We start from the raw sequence: 16332 nt of genomic DNA on the forward strand, positions 1-16332 counted from the left end.
AATTCAATAAACCTAAAGCAAGGCTCAAAACGTTTATAACAATTCAATAAACCTAAAGCAAGGCTCAAAACGTTTATAATAATTCAATAAACCTAAAGCCCGGCCCTACATCCCGGTTCCCGGGAGCTAAAGCTAAGGCCGGAATGACTTCTGCTTTATTCATGTGTAATGGTTCTTTTTTAGCAATGATCGGATCGGGGCTCGCTTTTAGCCTAACTGAAATAGCCCTGATAATAATTTTATTTAATGTGGTAATATGGCGCTTTCACCGCTTTATAGCCATGTTTGGATGGCTTTTCATGGAATTAAGTACGCTGTATATCGTGACTATGCGATATTTTTTGGTTATATTTGTGTTGAATTTTAAAATATAAAACGAATGAGTTTTTTCGCAGAGAAAAGAAGGGAAGTGATGCTGCATATCGAGAATTATATGCTTGATATGATGGATACTTACCTTAAGCCAATTGATACCAATTGGCAGCCATCTGATTTTTTGCCTGATTCAACCAGCGATACTTTTTTCCAGGATATAAAGAACTTACGAGAAAATGCGAATGATCTTTCCTATGATCTGGTTGCCGTTTTGATTGGAGATACCATTACAGAAGAGGCCTTGCCTACTTATGAATCCTGGTTGACGATGGTAGATGGGATTACAAAAAATGAACAGGGCGGCTGGATGAAATGGGTGCGTCACTGGACAGCGGAAGAAAACAGGCACGGTGATCTATTGAACAAATACCTTTATCTTTCAGGTAGGGTAGACATGCGTCAGATGGAGATTTCTACTCAATACCTGATCGCAGATGGCTTTGATATAGGTACGGGTCATGATCCCTATAGAAATTTTATATATACCAGCTTTCAGGAATTGGCTACCAATATTTCACATAGAAGGGTGGCTTCTTTAGCTAAGAAGGACGGTGATACGCTGCTATCTAAAATGTGTGGAGTAATTGCTTCTGATGAAGCGCGCCACGCTAAAGCTTACAAAGACTTCATGACTAAGATCTTTGAAGTAGACCCAAGTGAAGCGATGATCGCTTTTGAAGATATGATGCGCCAGAAGATTGTGATGCCAGCTCATTTCCTTCGTGAAATGGGAATGAAAATCGGACAAACTTTTGGACATTTCACTGATGCTGCTCAGCGTTTGGGCGTATATACCGCGGTTGACTATGTGGAAATTATGCAGCAGTTGATCGACGAGTGGAAATTGGAAGGAATGCGGGATCTAAACGAGGCCGGCGAGAAAGCCCGTGATTACATCATGGCTTTGCCTGCAAGGCTCCTGCGTGTAGCAGATCGCATGAAGAATCCTACAATGGAATATAAGTTTAGTTGGATCCATGCCTAGCAGCAAATTATAAAACCAAACTGAAAGCGGCCTGAATATAGAATATTCAGGCCGCTTTCAGTTTAACTATATGTGACTTCTGGTTGGTGTCCTCAGAACGGGAGCTACATATTTCTTCGATATTGACCACCTACTTCGTAGAGCGCCTTAGATATTTGCCCCAGGGAGCAGATCTTACAAACTTCCATCAGTTCTGAAAAGATATTTTCTCCCGCTACAGCAACTTTCTGCAGCCTTCTTAATGACTCAGCTGTCTCCAGGGAGTTTCTATCTTGAAATGCTTTAAGTGTGTTGATCTGATATTGCTTTTCTTCTTCTGTTGCCCGGATGACTTCCGCAGGAACAATAGTTGGAGAGCCATTTTTATTTAAAAAAGTATTTACACCGACAATGGGATATTCACCAGTGTGTTTCAATGTTTCATAATATAGACTTTCTTCCTGAATTTTTCCTCGTTGATACATGGTTTCCATGGCTCCTAATACACCTCCTCTGTCGTTAATCCGCTTAAACTCCAGTAACACGGCTTCTTCAACGAGGTCGGTAAGGTCTTCTATAATGAAGGCGCCTTGTAATGGATTTTCATTTTTAGCGAGGCCAAGTTCGCGGTTGATGATGAGCTGTATGGCCATTGCCCTGCGTACGGATTCCTCAGTTGGGGTGGTAATGGCCTCGTCGTAGGCATTTGTATGCAGTGAATTACAATTGTCGTAGATGGCATACAATGCTTGCAACGTCGTACGGATATCATTGAAGTCAATTTCCTGGGCGTGGAGCGAGCGGCCGGAAGTCTGGATGTGGTACTTCAGTTTTTGCGACCTGTCATTACCCTGGTATTTATTTTTAATGGCCTTCGCCCAGATGCGTCTGGCTACCCTACCTATGACTGAATATTCCGGGTCAATTCCGTTGGAAAAAAAGAAGGATAGGTTGGGGGCGAAATCGTCGATATTCATTCCTCTGCTGAGGTAATATTCTACGAAAGTAAAGCCATTGCTAAGGGTGAATGCGAGTTGAGATATTGGGTTTGCGCCAGCTTCAGCAATGTGATAGCCCGAAATGGAAACAGAATAGAAGTTTTTTACATTTTGAGTAATGAAATAGTTCTGGATGTCGCCCATCATTCTGAGTGCAAATTCTGTAGAAAAGATACAAGTGTTTTGCGCCTGGTCTTCCTTGAGTATGTCGGCCTGAACAGTCCCCCTGACGGTACTGATTGCCCGTGCTTTGATTTTTTGGTAGATTTCAGGGGATAAAACCTGATCTCCGGTAACCCCCAGCAGCATCAGGCCTAGTCCATTATTGCCTTCAGGAAGTTTTCCCTTGTATTGAGGTCGTGATGTTCCCCTGGATTGAAAAATGGCGTTGATCTTCTCGTTTACTTCTTCTTCCAGTCCGTTTTCTACAATGTATTTTTCACATTGCTGATCTATTGCAGCATTCATGAAGAAGCCCAATAACATAGGGGCGGGGCCATTTATCGTCATGGATACGGAAGTTGAGGCCGCGCAAAGATCGAAGCCTGAATAGAGTTTTTTGGCGTCGTCCAGCGTAGCGATGCTCACACCGGAATTGCCGATTTTTCCATAAATATCTGGCCGGATATGGGGATCTTCACCATAGAGGGTTACAGAATCGAAGGCTGTAGACAGCCGATGGGCAGGCTGGCCCAGAGATACATAATGAAATCTTTTGTTGGTACGTTCTGGTCCGCCTTCGCCTGCAAACATTCTGGTAGGATCTTCGCCATCTCGTTTTAAAGGAAAAACACCGGCTGCATATGGGAATTCCCCAGGTACATTTTCTGTGAGCAACCAGCGGAGGATATCACCCCAATCTTCGTAGCGGGGCAGCGAAACTTTAGGTATTTTTAATTTAGAGAGTGATTCATAGAACAAGGGTTGTTTAATTTCTTTGTCCCGGACTTTATAGATGAAGAACTCTTCTTTGTAATTTAGTTTGGTTTGGGGCCATTGACGGAGCAGTTTTCTGCATGATCCATCCAGTTGTTCTTCCAGGTGCTGATAAGCATCCTGCAGACCATTGACCAATTCGGCGCTAAAGGAAAGACTGTCACCTTGCTTTTCTTCCTTGCCCAGAGCGATGACTCCCTGCAATTGATACAGCTTTGTGGCGATGCTGCATTGTTTGGACACCCAATTGTCGTAAGCTTCACTGGATTCTGCAATTTCCGCAAGATAGCGGGTGCGGTCTGGTGGAATGATGTAAACCTTTTCCGATTCACCTCCGATGAGTTCCATCTTTGCCTGAAAATCTGTTCCGGTCTTTTCCCGGATCGTATTCATCAGCGCAGTAAAGAGACCGTTCATGCCCGGATCATTGAACTGGGATGCCATTGTACCGAATACAGGAATACTGTCGTCAGGCGTATCAAATAGGTTGTGATTGCGTTTGTATTGTTTGCGCACGTCCCGTAAGGCATCGAGTGCTCCGCGCTTGTCGAATTTATTGATGGCTACCAGGTCTGCGAAGTCGAGCATGTCTATTTTCTCCAACTGAGTGGCAGCGCCAAATTCCGGGGTCATCACATACAATGACACATCGCAATGCTCGGTAATTTCAGTATCTGATTGTCCAATACCTGACGTTTCTACAATAACCAGGTCATAGCCAGCTGCTTTGCAGATGTCGATGCTTTCCTGTACATTCCTGGAGAGTGCAAGATTGGCCTGTCTGGTCGCTAGTGAACGCATGTAAATCCGCGGATTGTTGATGGCATTCATCCGGATTCTGTCGCCCAGCAATGCCCCTCCGGTCTTTCTTTTGGAGGGGTCGACAGAAATGATGGCGAGTGTTTTGTCTTTCACTTCGATCAGGAATCGCCTGACAAGCTCATCTACCAATGAGGATTTTCCTGATCCCCCTGTTCCAGTGATTCCCAGTACAGGAATATTCTGATTTGCACTTAATGCTTTGAGTTGATTGACAAAAGACTGTGCACCTTCCGGGTCGTTTTCGGCAACGGTTATCGCAGATGCGATACTCTTGATGTCTTTTTGAGGAATTGTCTTCAATTCTTCATTCAGTGACTGGGTAGTTACAAAATCCGTTTGCTCCAGCATGTTATTGATCATACCCTGAAGACCCATTTTACGGCCATCATCGGGAGAATAGATTCGTGTAATCCCATATTCCTGCAGTTCGGCGATTTCTGAGGGAAGGATCACTCCACCTCCTCCGCCAAAGATTTTGATATGACCTGCGCCCCGCTCTTTGAGCAGGTCGTACATATACTTGAAATACTCAATGTGTCCGCCCTGATAGGAAGTCATGGCAATGCCCTGTACATCTTCCTGTATGGCACAATTGACCACTTCATCAACAGAGCGGTTGTGCCCCAGATGGATGACTTCAGCACCTGAGGACTGTAATATCCGACGCATAATGTTGATGGTCGCATCATGTCCATCGAATAATGCCGCCGCAGTTACGAAACGGATTTTATGTTTGGGTTTATAGCTTTCTATTTGTTCCATAGCAAGTATTATATTCGGTGACCAAAGGTAATGAAAAAGCCGCCCTAAGTGTTAGAGCGGCTTTAGCTTATTTCTTTCTAAAATGCTATTGATGTGTCAATTCGGTAATGGGTTCGCCCACGCAGCCACTAGGCATTTGGATGTGGAGCATTGCTGCTACAGTGGCGGCTATATCCGTCATGTAGTGGGTTTTGTTGGTTTTTCCGGCTTTTACATTCCAGCCCATGAATACGCAGGGGATATGATAGTCGTACGGATAGCCGCTTCCGTGAGTAGTCCCTGTTTTGGAGCCTGCAATATAGCCAGGTCTCAATAAAACGTAAATATCTCCACTTCTGCGTGCATTGTAGCCATTAATGAGTGCCATCTTTAATGAAGGCACCAATGTGCTCTCAGCAACCCTGCTCAGGTCTATCGCATCTGCAACTTCAGCTTGTTTTCTGAATTCAGCAATGGTTAGTCTTTTGATCTCATTGTAATCGGCCTTGGCAGCTTCAATCGCCTCATGATCGAAAACGATCTGACTGTTGGTAGAGGTGACGATGGTTTTTTTGATATTGAATTTTGCTTCGAATAATTTGTTGAGCGTTTTCAGTACCTCTCCGTCGCTGTAAGTACCTCCGGGGATCCGTTTTTCTGCCGCCATTCCGGGAGCATGTGCTGCACCATGATCTGCGGAGATGAAGAACAGGTAATTGCCTTTGCCGTATTTGTTGTCCAGGAAGTTGAAGAATTCTTCCATATCATGATCCAGTCTCAGATAGGTATCCTCTGCTTCGATGGAATTTGGTCCATATTGATGGCCAACATAATCTGTAGCAGAGCAGCTGACTGCCAGAAAATCTGTTGTGCCGCTTTCTCCTAATTTCTCTGAATTGATGGCCAGTTTCGCCAGTTCCAAAGTCATGGTATTTCCGTAAGGCATGCTTTTGATCATGTCATAGTTTTTACCAGCATATAATTTAAAGGGATGTGGAAATACAGGAGCCTGCTCACCTCTTGATTTTCCTTCATAGGATTTATCATCCTCGGTACTCTGGGTGTAAGTCTCGATAGGATAGAGGGTATTCCAGTTTTTCTCAAGGTAGGTGTTGACCATCTTTTTCTTATTGTAATCCTGCAACCAGGCTGGCAACTGCTGCATATAATAGGTACTGCTGATCCAATCACCCGTTTGCCCGTCGAACCAATAAGCTGCATTGGCAGTATGGCCTGCAGGAAGTATAGAACCACGGTCTTTTAGTGAAATGCCGATCACTTTGCTTTTGAAATTTGTAGCTAATCTGAGCTCGTCTGTAATGGTAGTAGACAACATGTTTTTTGGTGACATTAGTCCTGCCCTGGTATCGCTGCCCACCGTTTTTACGGTAGTATCTTCTGCACAATAAATGTTGCGTTTCAGTTGAGGGTCGTACCAGTCATTTCCGATGATGCCATTGATCGCCGGAACTGATCCGGTGTAAATGCTGGCGTGTCCGCATGCGGTATATGTTGGTGTATAGGAGATAAAAGTGTTTTCTGCGGAGAAGCCTTCATTCACCAGGCGTTTGAAACCGCCTTTGGAATACCTGCTATAGTAACGGTAAAGAAAATCCCACCTCATTTGATCGACCACCATTCCGACCACCAATTTGGGTCTTTTTAGCTCAGTGGAATTGTCCTTTCCCGCACTGGCTTTTGCAAGCTTTTGCTGAGCGAAGGATGAACTGCTCAAAAGCGCAAATGCAGTAAATAGTAAATAGATTTTTTTCATCTGTTTGTGTTGTATTAAGATTTTAAAGGTAGCGATTCAAAGCTAAGTAAGAATTACTACTATGTAAAGATTTTATAGCGCTTCTGCCACGACAAAGGTGCTTCCTCCAATGAAGATCAGGTCCGCTGTTGATGCATTTGCTTTCGCAGCTGCAATTGCTGTTGTGACTGTTGGAAAAGTCTGCCCTTTCAGTTGATATTGTGCTGCCGTTGCCGCCAATTCTTCTGCACTTAGCGCACGTTCCAGGTCGGGCTGGCAAAAATAATATTGGGCTTCTTTAGGCAGGATCTGGAGCACCCCGCTAATGTCTTTATCTTTTACCATGCCGATCACTATGTGGAGCTGCTGATATGAGGTGGATCTGATGTTCTGCACAACTTCCGCAATTCCTGCAATGTTATGTCCGGTATCGCAAATGACCAGGGGTTGTGTCCCTAATTTCTGCCACCTACCTTGCAGACCGGTTAGCCTGCTGACATCCTGAAGCCCTGATCGGATGGCTTCGTCCGGGATCTGATATCCTCTTTTGCGGAGTATGCTTACAGATTCAATCACAGTGAGGATATTTTTCAATTGGTAACTGCCTTTGAGATCCAGCTTTAAATTTTCAATGAACGAACCTGAATCATCAGTTACGGAGACTTCGAGGTAATCGGCTGTACGTGCTGAGCTTGAAATGCTCAGGGATTGATCTGCGAATATTAGTTCGCTTTCTGTAGATGTTGCTTTTTCTATAAAAACCTGGTTGGTTTCTGCCTGAGATTCACCGATGACAATAGGTATTCCTGTTTTGATGATCCCAGCCTTCTCAGTGGCAATTTCTTTGAGGGTATTGCCTAGAATATTGGTGTGGTCGAGGCTGATATTGGTGACTACTGATAGCTCTGGGGTGATGATATTGGTAGAATCGAGTCGGCCGCCAAGGCCAACTTCTATAACCGCTATATCTACTTTTTCCCGGGCAAAATAGCTGAAGGCCATGGCAACTGTAACTTCAAAGAAAGAAGGACTGATGGATTCGATGAGGTCTTTTTGTGTGGCTACGAAGTCTGTTACAAAATCTTCCGACACCATTTGTCCATTGATCCTAATGCGTTCGCGAAAGTCTTTTAGGTGAGGAGAGGTATAAAGGCCTGTTTTGTAACCAGCCTGCTGAAGGATCGCAGCCAGCATGTGGGAGGTGGAACCTTTGCCGTTCGTGCCTCCCACATGTATGCTTTTGAACTGATCCTGTGGATTACCCAGGTTTTCGCACATGGCGATGGTATTGTGCAGGTCTTTTTTAAAGGCCGATGCACCTACCCGGGTAAACATGGGTAGTTTCCCATATAAATATTCAAGAGTCTCTGTATAATTCATTACCGTGTCTTAACGGTACAAAAGTATCAAAGCTTAGGCGTTATTTAACTTTAAAATTGAAAACTACTACACCGATCTGAACATCAGGTGCTGCATCGGATGCACTTAGTCTTGCGCCCATTACAGCGTCCTTACACTTTTGCCAAAGTTCGCGGTCATTCAGCGTAGTTCCTTTTACACCAGGTGTAGCTTCAATGACTACGCCACCTTTATTAATACGGATACGTACGGCTATTTTGCCGGTTTTTTGTCCATCATCCTGAGGAGTTACGAGGTTCGTAAATTTACGGAGTGGGATAGGGGTTTCTCCAAATCCTGAGCCACCTTCGCCATAGTTAGGCGCCAGGGGATCACCATCTTTATCTCCCTGGTTTCCCGGGGTACTGCCGGTACCATCACCTCCACCTGTACCTTTATTGGCCTTGCCTTTATATAAGGCATTCTGGTTGATCGCAGGTTTGGCTGGCTTTTCCTCGGTTTTAGCTGCAGGGGTAGCATTAGTGGTGGTTTTTTTGGTATTCACCGCTACTGCATCCTCAGAATTTTGGGTCTGTATGTCTTTTTCACTGCTCTGCGTGGAAGGAGTTTGAGGCGTGGGCTGTGTGGGAACTACTTTATCCGGTGGACGGTTATTTGCGTTCGGATCAGCTGAAGGCTCCTCTATGCTGGTATAGTCGGTACCCATACCTTCTACAGAGGTGCCATAATTGACCACAATTCCACCCATGCCCACTTCTTCGGGTTCAAAATTGCCTATGGCAATAAAGAAACTCAAGGCAAGTAGCGCAGCCATGATCCCGGTGGATATAGCCAATGCTTTTGGGTAATTATTTTCTTCGTTTGGGTAGGTCATTATTTCTTAGGTTCTACAGCCAGCACGACTTTTAATTTCAGTTTATTGGCCACGTCAAACACCAACATGGTATTTTCTATCGAAACACCTCTTGCCACATACAATACGATAGTGAGGTCCGGGGCGGATTTCTGATAGGTTTCAATAGCCGATTGAAGGTTCTCCAATGTAGTTGGCTGTTTATCTACAAAGTAATTTAGCTTGTCGTCTATAGATACAGTAACGGTTTTTTGGGCATTAGATTGTTGACCTGATTCTGATCTGGGTAGTAAGAGCTTTACTACCTGTGGATTAACCACAGCAGAAGCCAGCAGAAAGAACAGCATCAGGAAGAACATGATGTCATTCAAAGCAGAAGTATGGACCTCTACCGTTCCTTTATTTCTTTTGCGTAAATTCATTATTTTCCTGGCTCTTCTAATAGATCAATAAACTCGATCGCATCTGTTTCCATTCTCAAAATTATCCTTTCGATCATGGCATTTAGAATGTGGTACAATACATAGGCAATAATACCTACGATCAGTCCGGTTGCGGAGGTGATCATTTTGGTGTACAGACCGCCGGATATCGTTCCAATTTCGATAGCTCCCTTGATAGATACGTCGTGGAAAATGGTGATTACACCGATGATCGTTCCGACGAAACCCAACATGGGTGCAATACCCGCAACGATGCCCAGAATGCCAATATTTTTTTCAAGTTTAGAGACTTCCAGTTTACCATTGTTTTCAATTGCTGCCTCGATATCTTTGATCGGGCGTCCAATTCTTTTCAATCCTTTTTCCAGCATTCTGGCTAGTGGAGAATTGTTGTTGCGGCAAAGTGCAATTGCATTTTCCAAACGTCCGTCATGGATGTATTGTTTGATCTGCAGCATCAGGTTGGATTCTGTTTTAGAAGCTTTCCTAATAGTCAGGTAGCGCTCTACGAAAATGACCAGCGCCATGAAGGCCAGCAATGCTAAAGGGATCATTACCCATCCGCCTTTGAACAAAAGGTCTATAAAATGAAGTTCTGGGGCCGGTGCGGCGACAGGAGTTAAGTTATTTGCGGTGTCTAGCAATTGTGTAGCCGTATCAGTGGCACCTTGTAATAATGCAATCATGTTATTTATGGTTTGTATTTGTGTGTTTAACTCGGAAAATATAGATATCTGGTATTTTGGTGCTTTCTTTCAATGAAACCAGCGCTTTTTTAGCGGCTTCTTCATCGGTAAAAGTACCCAGGGTTATTTTGAATTTCCTGCCTGGCAGATCAGCTATTTTAGCTTTTATCCCTCTTCTTTTCATCTGAGCCAGGAAATTATCAGCTTCCGTTTTGTTAGCAAGGGAAGCAGCCAGAATTTCATATCGTAAAGGAAGGTCTTTGTTTGGCTTTGCAACTTCTGTTTCTGTGACCACTGTCGCAGATGAAGCTGCCGGTGTTGGTTGAATCTGAACAGTATCTTTATTCAAGGTGTCTTCCAGTAACAGTGCTTCAGCATTTTTGATGCTGTCTGCCAATGCAATAGAATCAGCTTTTAGCTCTGTGCTATTTACTGTGGTACTGTCATTCGGTACGCTGGCAATCTGAGGGACAGGCTTAGATTCAAAAAGTTCAGGCTTGGTAAAATATAGGGCAGCAACTACAGCGGCCAGCACTGCAATAGCAATCAGTAACTTGAGGTAAAGTGGGAAAGGCTTCCGTTCGGTGTTTTCCACTGTGGAGGTTTCGCCTGGTGTATTGCTGTTGTAGAAAGTCCATACGCTACCGGTTTCCTGATTTTCTGGATTTACAGGGATATATTCGTCTGGTCTCTTCACAAGGGAAGGTTTTTCTTCTGACGGAGCTGCTTGTTCTGGTACAGGCTGTAATTGCAGCTCTTGTATTTCTGAACTTTCATTTTCCAACTCATCTTCTTCTTCCTCTTCGAGATTTTCTACGGTTTCAACATATACCGGCGGTTCTGGAACTGGTTGATAGGCATGGTGGTCAACTTCAGCAATTTCCTCGTATACGGGATCTTCTTCCTCTTCAGGCAGAGAAGGAACTTCTTCCTCCATAGCTTCTTCTTCCTGCTCAGGTTCTGTGTATGTTGCCTCACCATCACCAAGATCTGCATTGTGATCTTCCAGATCGAGTTGCGCTTCACCGGGTTCAACAGCATCGGAGTAAGTCTCCGCTGGCGCTATTTCATTCTCTTCAGTTATGGATTCTAATAATGGGTCAGTCGGCGCAGTTTGCTCATCTTTCACATTAGGTAAGCCATAAAAATCAAAACCTACTGCGGCATTGATATCAGGATCAAAAGATAATCCATCGTCCGTCTTTCTGAGGACACCCAGTTTTCCCAAATTTGCTGTCCCTTTGGTATCCAGTTCTGCCAACAGGCCTTCAGCAAATTGTCCCAAAAAGTAACTGGAAGAATCTGCAGAAATGTTTTTTTTCTGCGAAATGAAATCGATCAAGGCAGTATGTTCCCTTACCTCTGTTGTAAAATCGAGGCTAAAGCTAGGTGGCACAAAGGAATGTGTTCCCGCATCGTATCTCCCCGGGGATTTCTTTTTAAAGAAAGTTCCCAGTCCGGGAATCCCTACTTCTTTACGGGTTTTTACTACTTCAGCAAGGTATGACAAGATCTCCATTCTGGTAAAAATAAATTTTAATTCCGTATCAACCAATTATTAATTTATAATGGGGCTAAAACGAATAGCTGATGCCACCGAAAATATTTGTACCTATGGTTTCATAGTGCAGGTACCTGCTGTATGAAGTGTTTAAAAGGTTGTTGGCCCTCAGGAATGCTGAAAACTGATTATTGATCTGGTAACTGGCCCCTGCTCCAAGGTCTACGAATCCCTTAACGGTTACCACACGTTCGTTGGCTGGATCAGGAATCAGGTAGGGGTTGGCTGGTGCATTCAGGTACACTTTGGCTTTACTATCGTCTTGTATGGCTACGGAAGCATTCAGGGTTACCTTTTTATTGATTACATAGCTCAGATCGGAACTTAAGCGCATCTGTGGTTTAAACCAGCTCTGCGTTTCAGCAGCAGGTTTGTAATCTTCGAAATTAACTTTTCCTGTCCATTTTAGCTCATCGCTCAATTGCACAGAAATTTCGCCTTCCAGACCGATCAGTTTCATCGTTCCGAAATCATAGATCACATCGAACTTATTCACGTTGCCAAAGCTGTTGACAAACAAAGGCATATCTTCGATCCTTTTGTGGTAAAGTTTTGCCTTATATCCAAAACCAGGACCGCCGGTGCCTTTGATACCTCCGCTGATGCTCAGCTTTTCGATGGTATTTCTAATGCCAATATTGCTGTTCAGCCATGGGTTGTCATCGGTAAATTGTTTCAGCGAATTTCTGTTCACATCTCCTTTCAGCTCTCCAAAGATTTGCAAATAGTCGGGGATCAAGGTAAAGTCTGCAGTCACAGCAGGGAAAATCCTGCTTGATGAGACATCACCAAACTCCTGTACAAAATTGATTCCTGCAGTGATCTTTACCCCACTCGCCTGTAGGCGAATGTAAGGATTCAGTTTCAGGAGGTTGTTGCCTATACTGGTCAGCGAATCTTTTGTACTCCCTACTTCGGCAGAAGCGGCCAGTCCGAGATTGAACTTACTGATCCTTTTGTTCAGATAACCATTCAATACCAATGAATTTTCTTTGGCATTGAATTTATCACCCCATACGTAACCATTTACCTTAGCTGCATAGCTTAAAGCATCCGGATCATCCGTAAATTTGTTTACAATTTCACCTTCTCCTTCGAAAAAGCTAAAGGCCTGTTTTTGAGGGTTTGGATTGAAAGTAGGGTTCTCCTTGTCTATCCCATAAAAATACAGCCCATTTCTTTGGAAATTGATGCGTCCGCTCAGGGTATTGAGTTCGCCTATACTCCGCCCAAATACACTCAGTTTCTGCTGATCTGATTGTTGTTTATTCAGTTTACCGGATTGTGAAAAGTGCTGGAAATAAGCACCAGCCTGCAAAGCAGGATCTTTGCCGATATTCACGTAAGCTTCTCCAAGGATTGATTTAGCCGATCCGAAGCCACCTTTAAGGTAATTATTGATCAGCTCAACTTCCCGTTCTGCTGCCACTTCTTGCGCCTGCAGTTTATTGATGTCTGAGTTCAGTTCCAGCTTCCGGTCGGTCAGGCTATAGTTGAACTTGGCCTTATAGGTTTTTACATCATTGAGGTCCGGACTCCTGCGCAGTTTCACTGCTTCGGCCAAAACTGGCTTGTAAGGTCTTACGACTTCAATTTCTTCTGTTACTGCTTTATCTTCTGTCTTCTTTTCTGTAGTCTTAGGATCCTGTGCTTTCAAACTTAACACACCGGCCGTTACAAAGAAAAGGGTACTATATATGAATTTAGTCAATCTCATGTTGCTTGATCTTATTTAATTTTTTCCAGTTTAGCTTTAGCAGTTGGCACAATATCGTCCTTGCCTTCATAGTTGTCTATCAAGCTCAATAAGGTGCTTTTTGCCTGTAAATTGTCTTTTAATGCCACGTAGTTGTCTGCCAGTAGAATAAAGGCTTTAGCTACCCAGTAATCATAGGACGGCATGTTGTTGATCAGGTCAAAACAAGTTTTTGTAGAGGTTTTGTATTCCTTTTGTTCGTATTGTATCAAAGCAATATTATATTTCGCTTCTGCAGCAGCAACTGTTTTGGTTTTGCTCACTACCGTATTGAAGGCCTTGATCGCTTCGGCGTTATTTGCCCTGATCATATAAGCTTTCCCGGCATACAGGTCAGAACTGTTTTTTTCCTCTTCCGAAGATTTTTCAGATTCTTTGATCAGCTTCACATAACGGAGCATATCGTCCGGGGCCAATAGCGCATCATAAGCCCTAAGCAGGTTGTTCAGTGCATAAGTGTAGTGCACTTTGTAGTCTGCCGTGGTCTCCAGTCTTTTCAGGTAAACGATGGCTTCATTGTATTTCTTCTGATCCAAGAACAGTTTTGAAATGCTCACCAATGAGCGTTCAGTATAATCGCTGGTCCAGTCATTCAGGATATATTCATAGTCAGCAACCGCTTCCAGCGGACGGCCCAGTTTAACCAGTGACTCCGCCCTGATGAATTTTGCTTCTTTATCGTGTATCGCCTTAGGAAATTTGTCAAAATATGCATTGATGGATTCAAAAGCGCCTTGTGCATCACCCTTCAGATAACGGTTATTGGCAGCCTGAAACATGATGTTGTCCTGTTCGGCTGCAGAATAATTGCCCAATGGAGTGGTGCCTGCGTAAGCCATAAAGCCTTGTGAATCACCGCGGTCCAGGTAGATATTCTTAATGGATTCCAGTGCCTGTTTCGCCTCTTCTGTACTGGCATACTCGCTGATCACTTTTTTAAAGGATACCAGCGCCTCATCATCTTTATCCTGATTGTACTGTACCAGACCAATAGTGACCAATGCACGTGGTACGTAACTGCTGTTTGGATATTTGCTCAACAGTGAGATCAAGTCAGTTTTAGACTTTTCGAAATCGCCTTTATTGAAGTAGGTATATGCGGTTTCAAAACCGGCATCATCTGCGTAGTTGGAATTTGGATATTGCTTCAGCAGATCCTGCATGGTAGCAATTTTTGCGTCATTTTGGTTCTCCAGTCCCTGGATCATTCCCCGCTGAAATAAGGCGTAATCTTCACCTGTAGCCCTGCTTGCGATGATCTTATTGTAATTGACCAGGGCATTGCCATAGCTCTTGTTTACAAAATAGGAGTCGGCCAACCGTATAATCGCATCGTTTACCGTTTTTTGGTCTTTATCGTTGCCGGCCAGAAAACGTTCGAAGTAAGTTGCTGCTTTCCCATAACGTTCATCTTCAAAGGCAGAGTAGGCCAGGGCGTAGTTGGCAAAGTTGTATACACCTGTTTTTTTTGCTCCCGGCATGTCCAGGAACTTTTCGAAATGACTAACTGCTTCGCCAAATTTCCTGAGCTCGTAAGAGGCTTCCGCTTTCCAATAGGTATTTAAGGCCAGGATTTCCTCATCTTCCGGGAATTTTTCTGAGCGTAAAAACATAGAAAGTGCATTGGGGAAGGCACGTTCGTTGTAAAACTCGAGTCCACGGAAATAAGTTACTTTCTGATAGGCTTCTTTGGCTTCCGGAGATTTATTTTGAATGGGCTCCAGGATATCAATCGCTGCCTGGTAGTTTTTGCTGGTGAGCAGGATTTCTCCTAACAGGGTCTTTGCATCATTGATTTTTCTCGAAGCCGGAAACTGCTTCAGGAAGTTTTGTGTTGCTTCCAGAGCTTGTTGGTTAAATTCCAGTTCATAGCTCAGTCGCGCATAATTGATCCATGCCTCTTCCTGAATAACTTTATCAAAATTAAGTCTCGATGCCCTGAAAAATGCACTTCTGGCTTTTTCTTTATTTTTCAGTTGAAGGAAAGAACGGCCGAGGGTGTACATCCCGCTTTGCAGATAGACATCATCTGCACTCAGTTTTTCTAAAACGCTGACCGATTCGCTATATTTTTTCAATTCAAACAAAGAATATCCATATTGATAAGTGAAAAGGTTATTCTTGTTGTCTGATTTATCGGCAGCATAGAAATCCCTGAAATACTTCTCCGCATTTACATAATCCGATTTCGCAAAATATGATGCAGCAATCAAACTGAGCATTTCGGCTTCGTATTGCTGTTTGGAATTTTTTAATACCGGAATTGCATAACTCAACACATCATCATAACGCTCGTCAAGGTAATACATTGAGGTGATGTAGTACGGATAACTTGCCTCATAGGTGGGAGAGCCTTTCAACTTTTCAAAATTGCTCAACGCAGTTTTGTATTCCTTATTGAGGTAATTGATGTAGGCAAAATAATAGGTAGCACTTTCCTGGAAGGGACCATTGTCTTTTTTGACAGCCTCAAATAAAGGTTCTGCTTTTTCAATGTCGTTTTTCACGAAATAGGCATAACCCTGCTTGAACTGGTATTCTAGTCGCTGCTTGCCAGAAAGCGAAGATGGATCGGTCTTTTCGAACCATTCCAGTGCTTTGTCGTAGTTTTTCTGAGCGAAATACGATTTGCCCACATGAAAGTAGGCCAGCTTTGTATTTGAATTGAGGGGATATTCCTTGATGAAATTTTGAAAAAGACTTTCTGCATCGCTATTGCCGAGTTCCAGTGCACAAACCGCCGCATAGAATTTGGCATTTTCTTTCAATAGCGAAAGCTCTGCATTACTTTCCTGTTGTGTTCCTGGTTTCTGTCTAAGCTGTTCTACCAATCTGAACTGTTGAGCAGCAGCAACAAATTTCTCGTGCTGCAACAATTCCAATCCGGTCTGATAGTTCTTATTGAGGTTTACCAGTGTACTCGTCTGCGCATAGCCTGTGGCAAAGCCACCCGCCAGCAACAGCGGCATTAAAAAGTATTTTTTCTTCATTAGTATATCTTTTCAATATGGATGAAATCAAGATTTCATCGGGTTTCAAATATGGTTGGTACTAATATAAAAATAGTATTGCATCTTATTAACAC

10 protein-coding genes are annotated in these 16332 nt (G+C 43.5%); 1 reads left to right on the plus strand and 9 read right to left on the minus strand.

Annotation, left to right across the window (positions count from 1 at the left end):
* Nucleotides 1–379 precede the first annotated feature (379 nt).
* Nucleotides 380–1360 (plus strand): acyl-ACP desaturase, encoded by a 981-nt coding sequence (locus WAE59_RS00005; protein ID WP_337853860.1) that lies wholly within the window; start codon nt 380–382, stop codon nt 1358–1360.
* Between the two features lie 104 nt (nt 1361–1464).
* On the opposite strand, the gene WAE59_RS00010 is transcribed toward WAE59_RS00005, so the two are convergent.
* From WAE59_RS00010 to WAE59_RS00050, 9 genes are all read right to left on the minus strand, one after another.
* Nucleotides 1465–4857 (minus strand): methylmalonyl-CoA mutase family protein, encoded by a 3393-nt coding sequence (locus WAE59_RS00010; RefSeq protein WP_337853861.1) that lies wholly within the window; start codon nt 4855–4857, stop codon nt 1465–1467.
* An 85-nt stretch (nt 4858–4942) separates the two neighbouring features.
* Nucleotides 4943–6610, minus strand: coding sequence for an alkaline phosphatase PafA (gene pafA / locus WAE59_RS00015; RefSeq protein WP_337853862.1), 1668 nt, complete (start codon nt 6608–6610; stop codon nt 4943–4945).
* 72 nt (nt 6611–6682) lie between these two features.
* A complete protein-coding gene (locus WAE59_RS00020; RefSeq protein WP_337853863.1) occupies nt 6683–7969 on the minus strand; it encodes a bifunctional folylpolyglutamate synthase/dihydrofolate synthase in 1287 nt (428 codons plus the stop codon).
* Between the two features lie 40 nt (nt 7970–8009).
* Nucleotides 8010–8822: an energy transducer TonB gene (locus tag WAE59_RS00025; RefSeq protein WP_337853864.1), complete on the minus strand. Its 813-nt coding sequence runs from the start codon at nt 8820–8822 to the stop codon at nt 8010–8012.
* The gene (locus tag WAE59_RS00030) at nt 8822–9223 is read right to left on the minus strand and encodes an ExbD/TolR family protein (RefSeq protein ID WP_337853865.1); all 402 of its coding nucleotides are present in this window, start codon (nt 9221–9223) and stop codon (nt 8822–8824) included. The genes WAE59_RS00025 and WAE59_RS00030 overlap by 1 nt, the downstream gene beginning before the upstream one ends.
* Nucleotides 9223–9930 (minus strand): MotA/TolQ/ExbB proton channel family protein, encoded by a 708-nt coding sequence (locus WAE59_RS00035; protein WP_337853866.1) that lies wholly within the window; start codon nt 9928–9930, stop codon nt 9223–9225. The genes WAE59_RS00030 and WAE59_RS00035 overlap by 1 nt, the downstream gene beginning before the upstream one ends.
* A 1-nt stretch (nt 9931) precedes the next feature.
* On the minus strand, nt 9932–11449 hold the full coding sequence (locus WAE59_RS00040; protein WP_337853867.1) for an SPOR domain-containing protein: 1518 nt from the start codon (nt 11447–11449) through the stop codon (nt 9932–9934).
* A 55-nt stretch (nt 11450–11504) separates the two neighbouring features.
* The gene (locus WAE59_RS00045) at nt 11505–13208 is read right to left on the minus strand and encodes a hypothetical protein (RefSeq protein ID WP_337853868.1); all 1704 of its coding nucleotides are present in this window, start codon (nt 13206–13208) and stop codon (nt 11505–11507) included.
* 11 nt (nt 13209–13219) lie between these two features.
* Nucleotides 13220–16237, minus strand: a complete 3018-nt coding sequence (locus WAE59_RS00050) for a tetratricopeptide repeat protein (RefSeq protein WP_337853869.1) — start codon at nt 16235–16237, stop codon at nt 13220–13222.
* Nucleotides 16238–16332 lie beyond the last annotated feature (95 nt).

The sequence above is a fragment of the Pedobacter sp. GR22-6 genome, assembly GCF_037402555.1.
Classification (GTDB): domain Bacteria; phylum Bacteroidota; class Bacteroidia; order Sphingobacteriales; family Sphingobacteriaceae; genus Pedobacter.

What these genes read in the sequence shown, in the direction of transcription:
- WAE59_RS00030 (WP_337853865.1), bottom strand. Translation starts at nt 9,223, where the DNA reads ATGAATTTACGCAAAAGAAATAAAGGAACGGTAGAGGTCCATACTTCT.
- WAE59_RS00025 (WP_337853864.1), bottom strand. Translation starts at nt 8,822, where the DNA reads ATGACCTACCCAAACGAAGAAAATAATTACCCAAAAGCATTGGCTATA.
- pafA (WP_337853862.1), bottom strand. Translation starts at nt 6,610, where the DNA reads ATGAAAAAAATCTATTTACTATTTACTGCATTTGCGCTTTTGAGCAGT.
- WAE59_RS00050 (WP_337853869.1), bottom strand. Translation starts at nt 16,237, where the DNA reads ATGAAGAAAAAATACTTTTTAATGCCGCTGTTGCTGGCGGGTGGCTTT.
- WAE59_RS00020 (WP_337853863.1), bottom strand. Translation starts at nt 7,969, where the DNA reads ATGAATTATACAGAGACTCTTGAATATTTATATGGGAAACTACCCATG.
- WAE59_RS00010 (WP_337853861.1), bottom strand. Translation starts at nt 4,857, where the DNA reads ATGGAACAAATAGAAAGCTATAAACCCAAACATAAAATCCGTTTCGTA.
- WAE59_RS00040 (WP_337853867.1), bottom strand. Translation starts at nt 11,449, where the DNA reads ATGGAGATCTTGTCATACCTTGCTGAAGTAGTAAAAACCCGTAAAGAA.
- WAE59_RS00005 (WP_337853860.1), top strand. Translation starts at nt 380, where the DNA reads ATGAGTTTTTTCGCAGAGAAAAGAAGGGAAGTGATGCTGCATATCGAG.
- WAE59_RS00035 (WP_337853866.1), bottom strand. Translation starts at nt 9,930, where the DNA reads ATGATTGCATTATTACAAGGTGCCACTGATACGGCTACACAATTGCTA.
- WAE59_RS00045 (WP_337853868.1), bottom strand. Translation starts at nt 13,208, where the DNA reads ATGAGATTGACTAAATTCATATATAGTACCCTTTTCTTTGTAACGGCC.